Origin of the sequence: Streptomyces sp. NPDC003720, assembly GCF_042875075.1 — a bacterium.
In the GTDB taxonomy this organism is placed as follows: Bacteria; Actinomycetota; Actinomycetes; order Streptomycetales; family Streptomycetaceae; genus Streptomyces.
Genome location: NZ_JBIANZ010000020.1, coordinates 1 through 16,252 on the forward strand (window position 1 = coordinate 1; position 16,252 = coordinate 16,252).

The 16,252-nt window shown below is 71.9% G+C and carries 19 protein-coding genes; 11 read left to right on the top strand and 8 right to left on the bottom strand.

Annotated features, from left to right (window positions below; all coding sequences use genetic code 11):
- Window positions 1–107: 107 nt before the first annotated feature.
- On the bottom strand, window positions 108–632 hold the full coding sequence (locus ACFYU0_RS34960) for a hypothetical protein (protein ID WP_351669716.1): 525 nt from the start codon (window positions 630–632) through the stop codon (window positions 108–110).
- A gap of 108 nt (window positions 633–740) precedes the next feature.
- On the bottom strand, window positions 741–1,679 hold the full coding sequence (gene miaA / locus ACFYU0_RS34965) for a tRNA (adenosine(37)-N6)-dimethylallyltransferase MiaA (RefSeq protein WP_351669633.1): 939 nt from the start codon (window positions 1,677–1,679) through the stop codon (window positions 741–743).
- Window positions 1,680–1,858: 179 nt separating this feature from the next.
- Here miaA and ACFYU0_RS34970 point away from each other — a divergent pair, with 179 nt between their 5' ends.
- Window positions 1,859–2,158: a hypothetical protein gene (locus ACFYU0_RS34970; protein WP_389306433.1), complete on the top strand. Its 300-nt coding sequence runs from the start codon at window positions 1,859–1,861 to the stop codon at window positions 2,156–2,158.
- 25 nt (window positions 2,159–2,183) lie between these two features.
- On the top strand, window positions 2,184–2,456 hold the full coding sequence (locus tag ACFYU0_RS34975; RefSeq protein WP_351669637.1) for an antitoxin: 273 nt from the start codon (window positions 2,184–2,186) through the stop codon (window positions 2,454–2,456).
- A gap of 100 nt (window positions 2,457–2,556) precedes the next feature.
- Here ACFYU0_RS34975 and ACFYU0_RS34980 read toward each other — a convergent pair whose 3' ends face one another.
- The 4 genes from ACFYU0_RS34980 to ACFYU0_RS34995 all read right to left on the bottom strand — a co-directional run bounded on the left by ACFYU0_RS34980 (window position 2,557) and on the right by ACFYU0_RS34995 (window position 6,294).
- On the bottom strand, window positions 2,557–3,270 hold the full coding sequence (locus ACFYU0_RS34980; RefSeq protein ID WP_389306435.1) for a class III extradiol dioxygenase subunit B-like domain-containing protein: 714 nt from the start codon (window positions 3,268–3,270) through the stop codon (window positions 2,557–2,559).
- Window positions 3,271–3,394: 124 nt separating this feature from the next.
- A complete protein-coding gene (gene miaB / locus ACFYU0_RS34985) occupies window positions 3,395–4,921 on the bottom strand; it encodes a tRNA (N6-isopentenyl adenosine(37)-C2)-methylthiotransferase MiaB (RefSeq protein ID WP_351669641.1) in 1,527 nt (508 codons plus the stop codon).
- Between the two features lie 33 nt (window positions 4,922–4,954).
- Complete coding sequence (locus ACFYU0_RS34990) at window positions 4,955–5,704, bottom strand: PP2C family protein-serine/threonine phosphatase (RefSeq protein WP_389306438.1); 750 nt, start codon at window positions 5,702–5,704, stop codon at window positions 4,955–4,957.
- 182 nt (window positions 5,705–5,886) lie between these two features.
- Window positions 5,887–6,294, bottom strand: a complete 408-nt coding sequence (locus ACFYU0_RS34995) for a MazG nucleotide pyrophosphohydrolase domain-containing protein (RefSeq protein WP_389306440.1) — start codon at window positions 6,292–6,294, stop codon at window positions 5,887–5,889.
- Between the two features lie 106 nt (window positions 6,295–6,400).
- Between ACFYU0_RS34995 and ACFYU0_RS35000 the strand changes: the two genes are divergently transcribed.
- Window positions 6,401–7,399: a TAXI family TRAP transporter solute-binding subunit gene (locus ACFYU0_RS35000; protein ID WP_389306442.1), complete on the top strand. Its 999-nt coding sequence runs from the start codon at window positions 6,401–6,403 to the stop codon at window positions 7,397–7,399.
- 40 nt (window positions 7,400–7,439) lie between these two features.
- Here ACFYU0_RS35000 and ACFYU0_RS35005 read toward each other — a convergent pair whose 3' ends face one another.
- Together ACFYU0_RS35005 and ACFYU0_RS35010 are read right to left on the bottom strand one after the other, a co-directional pair.
- Window positions 7,440–8,846: a HAMP domain-containing sensor histidine kinase gene (locus ACFYU0_RS35005; RefSeq protein WP_351669649.1), complete on the bottom strand. Its 1,407-nt coding sequence runs from the start codon at window positions 8,844–8,846 to the stop codon at window positions 7,440–7,442.
- A 9-nt stretch (window positions 8,847–8,855) separates the two neighbouring features.
- Complete coding sequence (locus tag ACFYU0_RS35010) at window positions 8,856–9,542, bottom strand: response regulator transcription factor (RefSeq protein WP_351669719.1); 687 nt, start codon at window positions 9,540–9,542, stop codon at window positions 8,856–8,858.
- A gap of 296 nt (window positions 9,543–9,838) precedes the next feature.
- On the opposite strand from ACFYU0_RS35010, the gene ACFYU0_RS35015 reads away from it, so the two are divergent.
- From ACFYU0_RS35015 to ACFYU0_RS35050, 8 genes are all read left to right on the top strand, one after another.
- Window positions 9,839–10,615 carry an amino acid ABC transporter ATP-binding protein gene (locus ACFYU0_RS35015; RefSeq protein ID WP_389306445.1) on the top strand — a complete coding sequence of 259 codons (777 nt, stop codon included), beginning with the start codon at window positions 9,839–9,841 and terminating at the stop codon, window positions 10,613–10,615.
- A gap of 85 nt (window positions 10,616–10,700) precedes the next feature.
- The gene (locus ACFYU0_RS35020; RefSeq protein WP_389306447.1) at window positions 10,701–11,537 is read left to right on the top strand and encodes a glutamate ABC transporter substrate-binding protein; all 837 of its coding nucleotides are present in this window, start codon (window positions 10,701–10,703) and stop codon (window positions 11,535–11,537) included.
- 75 nt (window positions 11,538–11,612) lie between these two features.
- Window positions 11,613–12,278 (top strand): amino acid ABC transporter permease, encoded by a 666-nt coding sequence (locus ACFYU0_RS35025; protein WP_389306449.1) that lies wholly within the window; start codon window positions 11,613–11,615, stop codon window positions 12,276–12,278.
- Window positions 12,275–13,198, top strand: a complete 924-nt coding sequence (locus ACFYU0_RS35030; RefSeq protein WP_389306451.1) for an amino acid ABC transporter permease — start codon at window positions 12,275–12,277, stop codon at window positions 13,196–13,198. Before ACFYU0_RS35025 ends, ACFYU0_RS35030 begins: the two co-directional genes overlap by 4 nt.
- Window positions 13,199–13,376: 178 nt before the next feature.
- On the top strand, window positions 13,377–14,978 hold the full coding sequence (locus tag ACFYU0_RS35035) for an FAD-dependent monooxygenase (RefSeq protein WP_389306453.1): 1,602 nt from the start codon (window positions 13,377–13,379) through the stop codon (window positions 14,976–14,978).
- A 91-nt stretch (window positions 14,979–15,069) separates the two neighbouring features.
- Window positions 15,070–15,141: a putative leader peptide gene (locus ACFYU0_RS35040; RefSeq protein ID WP_309544753.1), complete on the top strand. Its 72-nt coding sequence runs from the start codon at window positions 15,070–15,072 to the stop codon at window positions 15,139–15,141.
- Window positions 15,142–15,211: 70 nt separating this feature from the next.
- Entirely contained in the window at window positions 15,212–15,793 is a 582-nt protein-coding gene (locus ACFYU0_RS35045; RefSeq protein ID WP_389306455.1) for a cysteine dioxygenase, read from the top strand.
- Window positions 15,790–16,203 carry a rhodanese-like domain-containing protein gene (locus ACFYU0_RS35050; RefSeq protein WP_351669661.1) on the top strand — a complete coding sequence of 138 codons (414 nt, stop codon included), beginning with the start codon at window positions 15,790–15,792 and terminating at the stop codon, window positions 16,201–16,203. Before ACFYU0_RS35045 ends, ACFYU0_RS35050 begins: the two co-directional genes overlap by 4 nt.
- The last annotated feature ends 49 nt before the right edge of the window (window positions 16,204–16,252 follow it).

The following is a 16,252-nucleotide window of genomic DNA, read 5'->3' on the forward strand; positions in this document are numbered from 1 at the left end:
CATCCGGCCGGCACTCCCCCAGCCTTCGGCCGGGGGACCCCCAGAGCACGCACCGGACGCCGCGACGCCCGCCCTGCGGGCGAACGACGCGACTTTGCGGACACGACCTAGCGCAGCCGGGCCACGCGCCACACGGCGAGGACGGCCACCAGGGCCACCAGGAGCACGTAGGCGAGGACGACCCGCCAGTCGGGGCGGCGCCCGGAGCCGCGCGCCGGCAGCCCCGGCCAGGTGTGGCCCACCCGGCGGGCGGCCATCATGCCCCAGCCCGCGGCGCAGGAGCAGATCAGCAGGCCCAGCATGGCGATGACCGCGCCGCTGTCGCCGAAGTCGAAGGCGAGCGGGAAGGCGAACATCAGGGAGCCGCCGGCGGCCAGGGCCACGATCGGCGCGAGCTGCCAGATGCGCAGCCGCCGCTGCGGACGCAGCTCGACCTCGACCTCCGGGCCGCTCGCGTACATCTCCTCGGGCGCGGGGCCGTCGGCGGTCACGCCGCCCTCGGTGTCGTCCGGGCCGTCGTCGGCGAGATGCCCCGCGTCGTCGGTCAGCCGGTCCTCGCCCTGTTCCGGTTCGGCGGGGTCGGTCGTGATCTGCTCGGCACTTCGTGCGGTGTCGCGAGGGCCGGCCTCCATCGCCACGCGCCCTCCCAACTAGGACTCCACTTGGTCGATCGAAGCTCGATGATGGCACGGCACCGGAGGCCGCGTTGACCGGCGGCGCATCCCGATGCCATCACGTGATCAGGCTGTGACCGGTCGTTCGACCACGGCCAGAGCCAGCCGCGGGAGTTCCTCCCGGTCCGCCGCCGCACCGCTCAGCCAGTGCACCCGCGGATCGCGCCGGAACCAGGAGTCCTGACGGCGCGCGAAGCGTTTGGTGGCGCGCACGGTCTCGGCCCGCGCCTCCGCTTCGGTGCACTCCCCGGCGAGCGCGGCGAGCACCTGCTGGTAGCCCAGCGCGCGCGAGGCCGTCCGGCCTTCCCGCAGCCCCAGCGCCTCCAGCGCGCGCACCTCGTCCACCAGCCCCGCCTCCCACATCCGGTCGACGCGCAGCGCGATGCGCTCGTCGAGCTCGGGGCGGGCGACGTCCACACCGATCTGCACGGTGTCGTAGACGGAGTCGTGGCCGGGGAGGTTGGCGGTGAAGGGCTGCCCGGTGAGCTCGATCACCTCCAGGGCGCGGACGATGCGGCGGCCGTTGCCGGGCAGGATGGCGCGGGCGGCGTCGGGGTCGGCCGCGGCCAGGCGGGCGTGCAGCGCGCCGGAGCCGCGCAGCGCCAGCTCCTCCTCCAGACGGGCCCGGATCACGGGGTCGGTGCCGGGGAACTCGAGGTTGTCCACGGCTCCGCGTACGTACAGCCCGGAGCCGCCGACCAGGATCGGCCAGCGGCCCTCGGCGAGCAGCGCGTCGATCCGCGCGCGGGCGAGTTTCTGGTACTCGGCGACCGAGGCGGCGGCCGTCACCTCCCAGATGTCCAGCAGGTGGTGCGGGACACCCGCCCGCTCCTCGGGCGTCAGTTTGGCGGTGCCGATGTCCATCCCTCGGTACAGCTGCATGGAGTCGGCGTTGACGACCTCCCCGCCGAGTCGCTGGGCCAGGAACACGCCGAGATCGGACTTTCCGGCCGCTGTGGGGCCGACGACGGCGATGACGCGGGGGGCGGGGGCTGCGCTGCTCACCGCACCAGTCTCGCAAACCTCCCGGCCGCGCCTCGAACGAGTTACGTGACGGCGCGCATCCCGGTTCGTTGCACCGGGGTACCGCCCGCTCGGTCTTTGGAGGCGGTGGCCCGGGTGGCGCGGACGGACGCACCGCTTGACGCGGGATTTCACCCGCACGAGTAACGTATGGAGTGGTTATGGGCGTTTTTGCACGGCTTCTCGGCAGGTCGAAGGCGAAGCAGGAGGCGTCGGCCGCCGAAGGGCCGGCCGGCGACGCGCCGGAGGAGACCGCGGCGCCCGAGACGGTCGAGGGCGCGGAGACGGCTGGGGCGACGGCCGTGTCCGAGGAGACGCACGAGGAAGAGAGGGCCGCCGCGGACGCCCCGGAGTCCCGCGCGGCCGACGACGCCGACGCTGCCGAGGGCCCGGAGATCCCCAAGCAGCAGTCCGCGGACGAGGCCGCCGACAGCGAGGCCGGTGAGGGCGCCCGCAGGTGACCGTCCCCGTCAGGGAAGGTGGAGCATGGGTCTCTTCGAGAACATGAAGGCCAGGCTGGGTCCGGCCAGGGACAAGGTGTCGGATCTGGCGAACAGGCACGGGGACAAGGTGCAGCACGGCATCGACAAGGCCGCGCGGGCCGTGGACGAGCGGACCAAGGGCAAGTACACCGACAAGATCCACGCCGGTACGGGCAAGGCGAAGGACGCGATGGACCGCCTCGCGCACAAGGACGAGCCGCACGTCGGCGGTGCGAATCCGCCGGCCCGGCCGGAAGGGCCGCCGCCCACCTCCTGAACGGCACACGGCACACGGCTCGTCGGACGGTCGCGGGGCACCACGCCTCCCGGCCGTCCGCCGTTTCGTGCCCGTGGCCCGCGGGCGTCCTCCGCGCGGCCTACGACCAGGTGGCGACGAGGTATCCGACGCCGTAGGGCGCGTCGTCGTACAGCAGCGCGCCTTCGAGGCCCGCGCCCTCCGCGGCGCCCGCCAGGACCTGCCAGGGGGCGCGTCCGGAGGCCTTCAGCTCGTACGCGAGGCCGGGGTCCAGGGACTGGAGGGCCGCGACGTCCGCCGTGCCCAGGGCGCGTGCCACCGCGGCGTCGAACGGGGCCGCCCGCTCGTCGAGGTAGCCCGGCGCCTTCAGGGTGCGGCAGGCGCTGGCGTCCCCCATCACCAGCAGCGCTACCCGCCCGGCCCGGGCACCCAGCTCCCTGCCGGTCTCCACGCACCGCTCGGGTTCGAGCGGTTCCCCGACCCCGAGCCCCTCGATCGGGGCGTCCGCCCACCCGGTGCGCTCCAGCAGCCACGCCGCGACGGCCAGCGACGGCGGCAGCTCGCGCTCGGCGGCGGCGCCCGTGGCGGGGCCGAGCCGCACGGCCACGTCGACACCGAATCCCCGGAAGGACCCGGGAGCGCCCTGCGGGTGCCGGCCGCGCCCGTCGCGCTCGGCCGGCCCGACCACCACGAGGATGTCGGGCCGGGCGGCGGCGAGCACACCGAGCGCGTCGGCGCAGGCCGCGCGCGCGGGGTCCAGTTCCGGTGCGGCGCCCGCGGCCACCTCGGGCACGAGCAGCGGCGGGCAGGGGCAGACGGCGGCGGCGACAAGCATGACCGGCAGGGTAACGCCGTCCGGAGACGGAGCGTTACCCCAGGCCGAGCGCCACACCGAGCCCCGGACCGGTCACCGGGCCGGAGCCCTGGGCGGTGCGCACGCCGGCCGGCTTCCGTGCCGCTCAGTCGCAGCCGCAGCCGCTCGCCACGGCGGGCAGTGGCGCGGGTACGCCGACCTTCGGCAGACCGAGCAGCACGCCCGCCGGCTTGGCGGCCTCGGCGGCGTTGCGCTTCTCCCAGGCGTCGCCCGCGCGCGTGCGGCGCACGTCGAGGACGGGGCCCTCGGCGAGGAGGTGGTGCGGGGCGGCGTAGGTGATCTCGACGGTGACGACGTCACCGGGGCGCACCTCCTGCTCCGGCTTGGTGAAGTGGACCAGGCGGTTGTCCGGGGCCCGGCCGGACAGCCGGTGGGTGGCGCCGTCCTTGCGGCCCTCGCCCTCGGCCACCATCAGCTCCAGCGTGCGGCCGACCTGCTTCTTGTTCTCCTCCCAGGAGATCTCCTCCTGGAGTGCGACCAGACGCTCGTAGCGGGCCTGGACGACCTCCTTGGGGATCTGGTGCTCCATGGTCGCGGCCGGGGTGCCGGGCCGCTTGGAGTACTGGAAGGTGAACGCCTGCGCGAAGCGGGCCTCGCGCACGACGTGCAGGGTCTGCTCGAAGTCCTCCTCGGTCTCGCCGGGGAAGCCCACGATGATGTCGGTGGTGATCGCCGCGTGCGGGATGGCGGCGCGCACCTTCTCGATGATCCCGAGGTAGCGCTCCTGCCGGTACGAGCGGCGCATCGCCTTCAGGACCGTGTCCGAGCCGGACTGCAGCGGCATGTGCAACTGCGGCATGACGTTCGGCGTCTCGGCCATGGCGGCGATGACGTCGTCGGTGAAGTCGCGCGGGTGCGGGGAGGTGAACCGCACGCGCTCCAGGCCCTCGATGTTCCCGCAGGCGCGCAGCAGCTTGCTGAAGGCCTCGCGGTCGCCGATGTCCGAGCCGTAGGCGTTGACGTTCTGGCCCAGCAGCGTGATCTCGGAGACGCCCTCGCCGACCAGGGCCTCGATCTCGGCGAGGATGTCGCCGGTGCGGCGGTCCTTCTCCTTGCCGCGCAGCGCCGGGACGATGCAGAAGGTGCAGGTGTTGTTGCAACCGACGGAGATCGACACCCAGGCCGCGTACGCGCTCTCGCGCCGCGTGGGCAGCGTGGAGGGGAAGGCCTCGAGGGACTCGGCGATCTCGACCTGCGCCTCCTCCTGGACGCGGGCGCGCTCCAGCAGGACGGGCAGCTTGCCGATGTTGTGCGTACCGAAGACGACGTCCACCCAGGGCGCCTTCTTCACGATGGTGTCCTGGTCCTTCTGCGCCAGGCAGCCGCCGACCGCGATCTGCATGCCGGGCCGCGAGGCCTTCTTCGGCGCCAGCCGGCCGAGGTTGCCGTACAGCCGGTTGTCGGCGTTCTCCCGCACCGCGCACGTGTTGAACACGACGACGTCGGCGTCGCCGTCCGATCCCTCGGGGGCGCGCACGTAGCCGGCCTCCTCGAGCAGCCCGGACAACCGCTCGGAGTCGTGGACGTTCATCTGGCACCCGTAGGTGCGCACTTCATAGGTCTTCGGTCCCTGGACGTCCACTGCGAGGCTCCGGTCGCTGCTGCTGGTCATGGGTCAAGGGTAGGTGCTCGCCGAAGGGCCCCTTCACTCGTCCGCCACACGCACGACGGCCAGCGTGATGTTGTCCGGGCCGCCCGCCGCGACGGCGGCCTTCCACAGTTCGAACGCCGCCCGGCCGTCGTCGTGCTCCCGCATCACCTCGTCGAGCACGTCGTCGGGCAGCGGATCGGTCAGGCCGTCGGTGCACAGCAGGCAGCGCTCGCCGGGCGTCAGGGGCCGCTCGGTCACATGGGCGCGCACGGCGCGGTACGCGCGGCTGCCGCCCAGGCACTGGGTGACGAGGTGGCTGGCGCCCCACGCGGAATCCGGCGGGGGACGGTCGTCGACGCTGAGCAGCCGCAGTCCGTCCCGGCCGGCCGCGTACACCCGGCTGTCGCCCACGTTGAACACCAGCAGCGAGCCGGGCCGCAGCACGACGCCGGCCACGGTCGTGCCCATGGTCGCGAACTCACCCCCCGAGTCGCCGCCGGCGGCCGCCTGGACGGCGCGGTTGCAGTCGTCCACGGCGTCACGGACCGCCTGCTCGCCGTCCAGTCCGGGAGCGACGGCCGCGATCCGGCGGGCCACCAGGGCGCTGGCCACATGGCCGCCGGGATGTCCGCCGAGCCCGTCGGCCACGGCGACGACGAGAGGTGTGCCGAGCGGGAAGACCAGGGTCTGCGGGTTCTCGGTGACCGTCGCGCACAGGGTCCACGGCCCGGCGACGAGGCTGTCCTCGTTGCGTTCGCGGACCAGCCCGGGATGGCTCAGCGCACTCACCACCGCGTACGGCATGGCAGGTCACCGCCTTCGCACAGGGGACCGGTCCCCCGCCCGTACGCCGGCTCGCCGGCGGGACCGGGCGCGGCAGATCCTCGCTCCCAAGCCTAGGCGTTCCCCCCGGCCACCGACCGTCCCGGCGGGCTGGGGGGCGGTGGAGCGGCGAGCGGCGTGGCGGCCGGCTCAGGCGGCGGGTGTCAGGCCGCGCCGTCCGCTCTCCAGCCCTGGCGGCGCAGCACGGCGGACACGTCCGGCGCCCGGTAGTGCTCCCCCTTGAGGACCTTGCCGTCGGCGCGCCGGGCGACCTGGCCGTCGGGGCCCAGCTTGCTCATGTTGGCGCGGTGGATCTCGGCGATCACCTCGTCGAGGTCGATGCCGTGGACCAGCGCGGTGCCGTACGCCACGTACACCACGTCGGCCAGCTCGTGCGCGAGCCGGTCCAGCGGGCCCTCGACCGACACCTCGGCGACTTCCGCGGCCTCCTCGGCGAGCAGTTCCCCGCGATGCGCGGCCAGCGCGGGAGCCACTTCGGTGGGGGTGCTGTGCGCGTCGAGGCCGAAGGCGAGGTGGAATTCGCGGACGAGACGGGCGGGCGAAGTGCTCATGCGGCGACTGTAACGGCCGCCACCGACAGCCCGGCCGCGCCGCCGTCGCGGCCCGCGGTGACCCCGGCCCTGGTCAGCCCCGCGGGCGGCTGGCAGGATCGCCCGCATGTCCAAGGTGTTCCCCCGTGTCAGCCGGCGCCGGGCGCTGCAGAGCGCGGCCGTCGGTGCCGTGGCCCTCGGGCTGCTGCTGTGGTGGCTGCTGCCCCTGGGCGAGAAGCCGCCGAGCGGGACGATCGTCTTCAGTACGGGCACGTCCCGCGGGGTCTACGAGGAGTACGGCGAGCGGCTGCGCACCGAGATGGCGAAGGACATGCCCGGCCTGAAGGTGAAGCTGCTGAACAGCGCCGGTTCGCAGCAGAACGTCCAGCGGGTGGCGACCGGCCACGCCGACTTCACGATCGCGGCGGCCGACGCGGTGGCGACGTACGAGCAGCGGCACCCCGGCTCGGCGGGCCGGATGCGCGGAGTGGCCCGGCTGTACGACGACTACGTGCAGCTCATCGTGCCGCGTGACTCGGCGGTCGAGAGTGTCGAGGATCTGCGGCACAAGCGGGTGGCCACCGGTCTGCCCGACTCCGGGGTGCGGCTGATCGCCGACCGGGTGCTCAGGGCCGCCGGCATCGACCCGCACAAGGACGTCACTCCGGTGTCGGACGGCATAGACACCGGACCCGCCCGCCTCGCGCAGGGCAAGCTCGACGCGTTCTTCTGGTCGGGCGGGCTGCCCACGAAGGGGCTGGAGGGACTAGCGAGGAAGGGCGCCTTCAAGTTCGTGCCGATCGACGGCGATCTGGCCGCCAAGCTGCACGCGGGCGACGAGACCGGGCGGTACTACCGTGCCACCAACATCCCGGAGTCGGCGTACGCGCGCGTGCAGCACGGCTCGACGGTGGCGACGATCGCGGTCTCCAACGTGCTGATGACCCGCTCGGACATGGATCCCCGGCTGACCGAGTGGGTGACCCGCACGGTGATCAAGAGCCGGGACGACATCGGCGCCCATGTCCACTCCGCGCAACTGGTGGATCTGCGCACCGCCATCTACACCGACCCGCTGCCCCTGCACCAGGGGGCCCGGCGCTACTACCGGTCGGTCAAGCCGTAGCGGGCCGCTTCGCGCGGGGCCCGGCAGTCCGGGCGCGTGTCTAGCGTGGCTCGGCGTGCCGCGGCACCGTCACCGTGACCGTCAGTCCCCGTGGCTCGTGGTGCGCGCAGTCGAGTGAGCCGCCGCCCGCGGCGAGCAGGGCGCGGGTGATGGACAGGCCGAGTCCGGAGCCCTTGACGTTCTGGTGGCGGCCGCTGCGCCAGAAACGGTCGCCCACGCGCGTGAGTTCCTCGTCGGTGAGTCCGGGTCCGGTGTCGTCGACACGGACGGTCGTGCTGTCGCCGTTGGAGGCCACCGTGACCTCGACCGTGCCGTCCTCGGGGGTGAACTTCACGGCGTTGTCGATCACCGCGTCCAGCGCGCTGGACAGGGTGATCGGGTCGGCCCAGCCGGTCGTCGGCGGGCAGTCGCCCGTGAGCCGGACGCCCTTGGCGGCGGCGGCCGGCGCCCAGGCCGCCACCCGCTCCCCGGCCAGCGCGCCGATGTCGGTCAGCCGGAGGTCGGCCTCCGCGTGCTCGGCCAGCGCCAGGTCGAGCAGGTCGTCCAGGACCTGCGCGAGCCGCTTGCCCTCGGTGCGGACCGAGGCGATCTCCGCGTTGTCCTCGGGGAGTTCCAGGGCGAGCAGCTCGATGCGCAGCAGCAGCGCCGACAGCGGGTTGCGCAACTGGTGCGAGGCGTCGGCGACGAAGGCGCGCTGCTGTTCCAGGACGTCCTCGACGTTGTCCGCCATCTCGTTGAACGACCGGGCCAGACGTCTGAGTTCCGGCGGCCCGCCGCCGACCGCGACCCGGGACTTCAGGCGCCCGGTGGCGATGTCGTGCGTGGTCGCGTCCAGGACGCGCACCGGTCTGAGCACCCAGCCGGTCAGCCGCAGCGCGGCGCCGACGGCGAGCAGCATCGCGGCGACCTCGCCGGCCGCGATGACCAGCCACCCGCGCAGGATGTTCGAGCGCAGCTGCCCGGTCGGCGAGTCGGTGACCACGACGGCCACCACGTCCCCGTCCCGGATCACCGGTGAGGCGACGACCAGCCGGCCGTGCTGCCAGGGCCACACCTGCCGCGGGTCGTGGCTGCGTCGGCTGAGCAGCGCCTCGTCGAAGGCCTCCCGCACCTCACCCGTCCGCGGCAGCAGCCAGTCGCCGGGGGCGTTGGCCATGGCGGCGTCGTTGCTGTAGAAGACGCCCGCGCGGATGCCGTAGACGCCGTGGTAGCTGTCGAGTTCGCGGCGCAGGGTCTGCCGGCGCTCGTCCGTGGTGGACGGCCGGGACGCGGTGGGGACGTCGGTGACGAACTGGGCGAGCGCGGCGAAGCGCGCGGTGTCGTCGATCCGGTCGACCACGACCGTCTGCTGCTGGGAGGCGGCCAGGCTGACGGCGAGCGGCACGCCCAGGGCGAGGAGCACGGCCGCCATCAGGACGATGAGCAGCGGCAGCAGCCGGGTGCGCACCCGTCCCCGCTAGGCGGCCGGGGCGACGAGCCGGTAGCCGACGCCTCGTACGGTCTCGATCAGCGCGGGCATGCGCAGCTTGGCGCGCAGGGACGCGACGTGCACCTCCAGCGTGCGACCGGTCCCCTCCCAGCTGGTGCGCCACACCTCGCTGATGATCTGCTCCCGCCGGAAGACCACGCCGGGCCGTTGCGCGAGCAGCGCGAGCAGGTCGAACTCCTTGCGTGTGAGCTGGATCACCGAACCGTCCACGCTGACCTGACGGGTGGGCAGCTCGATGTGCACCGAGCCGAGCCGCAGCGCGCTCCCCGCGTCCGGCGCGGGGTCCTCGTGCACACTGCGCCGGCTGACGGCGTGGATCCGGGCGAGCAGTTCCCCGGTGTCGTACGGCTTCACCACGTAGTCGTCGGCGCCCAGGTTGAGCCCGTGGATGCGGGAGCGGACGTCGGAGCGGGCGGTGACCATGATCACCGGGGTGCTGGTGCGCTTGCGGATCTTGCCGCAGACCTCGTAGCCGTCCTGGTCGGGCAGGCCCAGGTCGAGCAGGACCACGCCGAATCCCGCGCCCTCGGGAACGAGCGCCTGGAGGGCCTCCTCGCCGCTGCGCGCGTGGGTGACGTCGAAGCCGTGCCGCGCGAGGACCGCGGACAGGGCCGCGGCGACGTGGTTGTCGTCCTCGACGAGCAGCAGTCTCATCGCCGCCCCCTCCGGTTCAGTGGTCATACGGTCGTCGTTCTCGTTCGGCTTGTATCTCACCTGCACACGCGCGTGCACGATGGAAGTCACGCCGATGGACAAGGACGGCGTCAAGAGGGTTCCGGTTGCCTGCCGCTTCCGTTATGCGCCCGATACGTGGCACATAACGCAAGTGCTACGACACGTGTCCGATTGCTATCGGATCGTGATGCTCAGATTCCCCTCAGATGTGATGACGCTGGTCACGGGGTCTCACTACTGTCCACGGAAACCGAGGAGGACGGAGCCCGAGAGCGATGACCGAAGTATCGGTGGCCAAGGAAGACGTGGCCGCGACCGACGAACTGGTCGTCCTGAAGAGCGTCAACAAGCACTTCGGCGCGTTGCATGTGCTCCAGGACATCGACCTGACGATCGCCCGCGGCGAGGTCGTCGTGGTCATCGGGCCCTCCGGGTCCGGGAAGTCGACGCTGTGCCGCACCATCAACCGGCTGGAGACCATCGACTCCGGCACCATCACGATCGACGGGAAGCCGCTGCCCCATGAGGGCAGGGAGCTGGCCCGGCTGCGCGCCGACGTCGGCATGGTCTTCCAGTCCTTCAACCTCTTCGCGCACAAGACCGTGCTCGAGAACGTGATGCTGGGCCAGATCAAGGTCCGCAAGGCGGACAAGAAGCAGGCCGAGGAGAAGGCCCGCGCGCTCCTCGACCGGGTCGGTGTGGGCACCCAGGCCGACAAGTACCCCGCACAGCTCTCCGGTGGCCAGCAGCAGCGCGTCGCGATCGCCCGGGCGCTGGCGATGGGCCCGAAGGTCATGCTCTTCGACGAGCCGACCTCGGCCCTCGACCCCGAGATGATCAACGAGGTCCTCGAGGTCATGCAGCAGCTCGCCCGCGAGGGCATGACGATGATCGTGGTCACCCACGAGATGGGCTTCGCACGGTCGGCCGCGAACCGGGTGGTCTTCATGGCGGACGGCCGCATCGTCGAGCAGGCCGCGCCCGACCAGTTCTTCAGCGCGCCGCGCAGCGACCGGGCCAAGGACTTCCTGTCGAAGATCCTGCACCACTGACCGCGCGGAGCCCGCGCGCCCTGACGTTCCGGGGTCGCCCCTCCCTCACCGGCCTCGTTCTTCCACCACGCAAAGGATGTTCACCATGAAGCTCCGCAAGGTCACCGCCGCCTCGGCCGCCGTACTCGCCCTCGCCGTGGGCGCCACCGCTTGCGGTGGCGGCAAGAAGGACGACAACGGCTCTTCCGGTGGTGGCAAGAAGATCGCGATCGGCATCAAGTTCGACCAGCCCGGCATCGGCCAGAAGACCCCCCAGGGCTACTCGGGCTTCGATGTGGACGTGGCCACCTACGTCGCGAAGAAGCTCGGTTACGGCGCGGACCAGATCGAATGGAAGGAGTCGAAGAGCGCCGACCGCGAGACCATGCTGCAGCGCGGCGACGTCGACTTCATCGCCGCCTCCTACTCGATCACTCCTGAGCGCCAGCAGAAGGTCGACTTCGCCGGCCCGTACCTGCTGGCCCACCAGGACGTGCTGATTCGCGCGGACGACAACACCATCAAGTCGCCGGCGGACCTCAACAAGAAGAGGCTGTGTTCGGTGACCGGCTCGACGTCGGCGCAGAACGTCAAGGACAAGCTGGCGCCGAAGGCGCAGCTCCAGCAGTACCCGACGTACTCGGCCTGCCTGACCGGTCTGCAGAGCAAGGCGATCGACGCCCTGACCACGGACGACTCGATCCTCGCCGGTTATGCCTCCCAGTCCCAGTTCAAGGGCAAGTTCAAGCTGGGCGGCTTCAAGATGACCAACGAGAACTACGGCATCGGCGTCAAGAAGGGCAGCGACCTCAAGGCCAAGATCAACAAGGCCCTGGAGGAGATGGTCTCCGACGGTTCGTGGCAGAAGGCCGTGGACAAGAACTTCGGTCCGGCCGACTACAAGAACGAGCAGGCTCCGAAGATCGGCGAGATCAAGAGCTGAGGCAACGCCCGCAGGGTGCGCCGCTCCTGACCGCGGCGCACCCGGGCATCCCTACACGCGGAAGCGCGGGAGATCGTGTTCGACTTTCTTGACAAGTACGACGTGCTGGGCGCCTTCTGGACGACGGTGCAGCTCACACTGCTGTCCGCCGTGGGCTCCCTGATCTGGGGCACGGTGCTGGCCGGCATGCGGGTGGGGCCGGTGCCGCTGATGCGCGGCTTCGCCACCACCTACGTGAACATCGTGCGGAACATCCCGCTCACGGTGATCATCCTGTTCGCCTCCCTCGGCCTGAGGGACACGCTGAGCATCACGCTGGGCTCGGACGTGGTCGACACGAGCAACTTCCGGCTGGCTGTGCTCGGCCTGATCGTCTATACGTCCTGCTTCGTCTGCGAGGCGATCCGCGCCGGCATCAACACGGTTCCCGTCGGCCAGGCGGAGGCGGCCCGGGCCATCGGCCTGAGCTTCACGCAGGTGCTCGGCCTGATCGTGCTGCCCCAGGCTTTCCGCGCGGCCGTCGGCCCGCTGGCCAACGTGCTGATCGCATTGACGAAGAACACGACGCTGGCAGCCGCGATCGGCGTGGCGGAGGCGGCGCTCCTGATGAAGGAGATGGTGGAGAACGAGGCACAGCTGCTGCTGATTTCCGCCGTCATCGCCTTCGGGTTCTGCTGCCTGACGCTGCCGACCGGTCTGATCCTCGGCTGGGTGGGCAAGAAGGTGGCGGTGAAGCGATGAGTTCGGTCCTGTACGACGCCCAAGGACCCCGCGCCAAGCGGCGCAACATCCTGTACACGGCGGGTTTCCTGGTCGTCCTCGCGGCCGTCGTGTGGTGGGTGTACAAGGCTCTGGACGACAAGGGCCAGCTGAACTGGGTGCTGTGGAAGCCGTTCTTCACCGGCTCGGAAGCGTACTCGACGTACATCTGGCCGGGTCTGCAGAACACACTGAAGGCGGCGGCGCTCGCGATGGTCATCGCGCTGCCACTGGGCGCCGTACTGGGCATCGCCCGCCTCTCGGACCACGTTTGGATACGTGTCCCGGTGGGGGCCGTCGTGGAGTTCTTCCGCGCGATCCCGGTGCTGGTCCTGATGATCTTCGGGCTGGCTCTGTTCGCCCAGTACACCAACATCAGTTCGGACGACCGGCCGCTCTACGCGGTCGTGACCGGTCTCGTGCTCTACAACGCGTCGGTGCTCGCGGAGATCGTGCGGGCCGGCATCCTCGCCCTGCCCAAGGGCCAGTCGGAGGCGGCCTTCGCGATCGGCCTGCGCAAGACCCAGACGATGCGGCTCATCCTGCTGCCCCAGTCGGTCACCGCGATGCTGCCCGCGATCGTCAGCCAGCTGGTCGTGATCGTGAAGGACACGGCGATCGGCGGCGCGGTCCTCACCTTCCCCGAACTGCTCTCCTCGGCCAACACGATGAGCGGTTACTACGGTGCCAACATCATCGCCTCTCTCACCGTCGTGGCCGTGATCTACGTTGTCATCAACTACTCGCTGACCTCCTTCGCGAGCTGGCTCGAGGGCCGGCTGCGGCGAGGCAAGAAGTCCACCGGTGCGGTTCTCGGGGCCCAGGACGTCGCGGACACGCCGGGTACGACGGCGGGCGGGGACGGTGTCGGCGCAGGCGCCGGCCCCGGCGGCCTCGTCTGACGGAGCATCACGTCACCCGTACGGCCCCCGGAGGCAGTGGCATGATCGCCACTGCCTCCGGTCGCTTGACGCAAACTCTGCCAATGGGTTGCATACATTCTGTGATCGTGCACCCTGCTCCAACCTCCTGTTCACACTCATCCCCGAGGGCACCGCTGCGGGCAGGGGGCGCCGCGCCGTGGACCCGGTGATCATCGTCGGAGCGGGGCCCGTCGGGCTCACGCTCGCCCTGGCGCTGGCGCGTCAGGACGTTCCCTCGGTCGTCCTGGACGAGGGCCCGGGCAAGGACGAACCGCGCCCGGCACGCACCGTCGTCCTGCGCGAGGACACGGCCGCCCTGGTGGAACGGCTGACCGGGAGCGCGCTCGGTGACCAGGGGATGAGATGGACCGGATTCCGGTCGGTGCGGCGCAAGCAGGTGACGGGCGAGATCACCTTCGACGTGGCGGACCCCGCCCCACTGCACATCGCCCAGCATCTGCTCACCGGCGCCCTGCGCGCGGCCATCGCGGACGAGCCGCTGGTCGAGGTCGCCACGGACAGCAGGCTCGACTCGATGGAGCAGGAACGCTCCGGCGTCACCGCGCACACCCGCGGTCCCAGCGGCACCTGGTGGCGCGGCAGTTATCTGGTGGGCTGCGACGGTCCCCGCTCGACGGTGCGCAAACTGCAGGACATCCGCTTCCCGGGCCGTACCGCGGTGGAGCGGCACGCGGTCGCCGCGCTGCGTACGGAACTTCCGTGGGAGGGTCGGGCGTTGCTCCATCGGACGCCGCCGTGGCGGCAGTCCGGGCCCTCGGCCTCGGAGGTTTCCGCCCGCCCCCTCCCGCACGGCGTGTGGCGCCTGGACTGGCTGCTGCCGCCGGGCAAGGACCTGGTCACGCCCGAGCTGCTGGTGGCCCGGATCCGCGAGACCCTCGCGGGCTGGACGGACGGCTCCACTCCTCCGTACGACCTGCTCGACACCGGGGTCCACACGGTCCATCACCGGCTGGCCCGGCGCTGGCGGGCCGGCCGGGTCTTCCTCGCCGGTGACGCGGCCCACCTGCTCGGCGCGCTCGGCACCCAGGGGCTCGACGAGGGACTCCGGGACGCCGACAACCTGGCCTGGAAGCTGGCCCCGGCCTGGCACCACGGGCACCACGAGGCCCTGCTCGACAGCTACCAGACCGAACGCCGCGCGGTGGTCGCCGCCCGGCTGCGCGCCGCCGACCAGGTGCTGCCGGTGCTGCGCGGGGGTGGCGGGCTGCGTCACATCGTCCCCGGCGCGGCCCGCGGCCACGATGCGCTGCTCACGGACGGTCATCTGGGGCGCGGCCCACTGGGTGCGCCGGGGGCGTACACCGACTCACCGCTCGCGCCGGGGCCTCTGGAGGGTGAGATCCCGGTCGGCACCGCGCCGGGCGCACCGGTGACGGACGTCCGCGTCACCGCGGAGGATGGTTCCTTCGTACGGCTGCGCGACCGGCTGGGCCGCGGCGCGCTGCTCGTCGTGCTGATCGCACCCGGTACCGGGGTGTGGGACCGCAAGCACTGGGTGTCCGCCGGCGTCATGCCCCGGCTCGCCGCCGCGGTGACCGCGCTTCCGCATCCGGCGGAACTGCTGGTCGCCGAGGAGTACCCGGGCGCACCGGCGCACAGCGTGCTGCTCGTGCGCCCCGACGGCCATCTGGTCACCGCACTGAGCGGGGTACGCCCGGCCGACCTGTACGCGGCAGCGCAGGCGGCCGTGGGCGGTGCGGTGAAACAGGAGTCAGGGGCGCGCTCCGGCGTGCGCTGACCAGGACTCCGTCACCGGCTGTCCGCATGGTGACGGTGAGTTGACCGGCGTCCGGCAGCGTGCTGTACTCCGGATCGTGACCGACACCTGTGTGCGCCTGTGGCGGAGGGTCCATATGGACCTCGTCCGCTATGCGGGCTGCGTGTGTCGCCCGTCCTGCTGAATTTCGCTCCCCTTTTCTCGCGGGCGCCTCGGTGCGCCCGTTTCGGCGAACCTTCCTCAGGACGGTGTACGTGTCTGTCTCCCCTGCTGCCTCCGCATCCCTCTCCACGGCCGGTTCCGCCTCCGGCTCCCCCTTGCCCCCTGCCGGTGCCGCCGGCCATGCGCCGACTCAGGCGGACCTCCTCGACTTCGCACGGCGTACGGCCGCCGACGGCGAGCTGATCGCCTCGCTGCCGCTCGACCCGGAGGGCCGCACCTGGGTGCGCCTCGAAGGTCCCGGCGGCAGCGAGGCCTGGCTGATCGGCTGGCCGCCCGGCAGCGGCACCGGCTGGCACGACCACGCCGACTCGGTCGGCGCCTTCGTCACCGCTTCGGGGGAACTCAAGGAGTTCTCGCTGGCCGCCCGGCTGCCCACCGACGGCTGGAAGACCCTGGAACTCGCCGAGGACGTGGACCGCGAACGCCGGCTGCCCGCCGGGCAGGGCCGCGCCTTCGGCCACCACCACGTCCACGAGGTCATCAACGAGTCCCCGGACCGACATGCGATCTCGGTCCACGCCTACTTTCCGCCCCTGCCGCGGATCCGTCGCTACAGTCGCACGGGCCAGGTGCTGCGCCTGGAGCAGGTCGAGCGTCCGGAGGACTGGCAGTGAGCGAGGAGACGACGGTGCGGCCGGCCGGCATCGACGAGCTGCTGGAGCGGGTCCGTGCGGGCTACCGGCGCATCGAGGCGCGAGCGGCGCACGAGGCGGCGCTCAGCGGTGACGCCCTGCTGGTCGACATCCGGTATGCGGCCCTGCGCGAGCGGGACGGTCTGATCCCCGGCGCCCTGGTCATCGAGCGCAACGAACTGGAGTGGCGGCTCGACCCCCAAGGCAGCCACCGGGTGCCCGAGGCGACCGGCCATGATCTGCGGGTCGTCGTCATCTGCAACGAGGGTTACGCCTCCAGCCTGGCGGCTGCCTCCCTGCACCAACTGGGCCTGCACCGGGCGACGGACCTGGTGGGCGGCTTCCAGGCGTGGCGGGCGGAGGGACTGCCCGTGGAGCCGACCGCAGCCTGAGCCGGCCACCACCGCCGGCGAGGCGTCGGCGGGCGGCGGCTCGTGGCCG

Excerpts from the sequence above, each read along its gene's own strand:
- ACFYU0_RS34960 (WP_351669716.1), bottom strand. The coding sequence starts at position 632 with ATGGAGGCCGGCCCTCGCGACACCGCACGAAGTGCCGAGCAGATCACG.
- ACFYU0_RS34970 (WP_389306433.1), top strand. The coding sequence starts at position 1,859 with ATGGGCGTTTTTGCACGGCTTCTCGGCAGGTCGAAGGCGAAGCAGGAG.
- ACFYU0_RS34975 (WP_351669637.1), top strand. The coding sequence starts at position 2,184 with ATGGGTCTCTTCGAGAACATGAAGGCCAGGCTGGGTCCGGCCAGGGAC.
- ACFYU0_RS34980 (WP_389306435.1), bottom strand. The coding sequence starts at position 3,270 with ATGCTTGTCGCCGCCGCCGTCTGCCCCTGCCCGCCGCTGCTCGTGCCC.
- miaB (WP_351669641.1), bottom strand. The coding sequence starts at position 4,921 with ATGACCAGCAGCAGCGACCGGAGCCTCGCAGTGGACGTCCAGGGACCG.
- ACFYU0_RS34990 (WP_389306438.1), bottom strand. The coding sequence starts at position 5,704 with ATGCCGTACGCGGTGGTGAGTGCGCTGAGCCATCCCGGGCTGGTCCGC.
- ACFYU0_RS34995 (WP_389306440.1), bottom strand. The coding sequence starts at position 6,294 with ATGAGCACTTCGCCCGCCCGTCTCGTCCGCGAATTCCACCTCGCCTTC.
- ACFYU0_RS35000 (WP_389306442.1), top strand. The coding sequence starts at position 6,401 with ATGTCCAAGGTGTTCCCCCGTGTCAGCCGGCGCCGGGCGCTGCAGAGC.
- ACFYU0_RS35010 (WP_351669719.1), bottom strand. The coding sequence starts at position 9,542 with ATGAGACTGCTGCTCGTCGAGGACGACAACCACGTCGCCGCGGCCCTG.
- ACFYU0_RS35015 (WP_389306445.1), top strand. The coding sequence starts at position 9,839 with ATGACCGAAGTATCGGTGGCCAAGGAAGACGTGGCCGCGACCGACGAA.
- ACFYU0_RS35020 (WP_389306447.1), top strand. The coding sequence starts at position 10,701 with ATGAAGCTCCGCAAGGTCACCGCCGCCTCGGCCGCCGTACTCGCCCTC.
- ACFYU0_RS35030 (WP_389306451.1), top strand. The coding sequence starts at position 12,275 with ATGAGTTCGGTCCTGTACGACGCCCAAGGACCCCGCGCCAAGCGGCGC.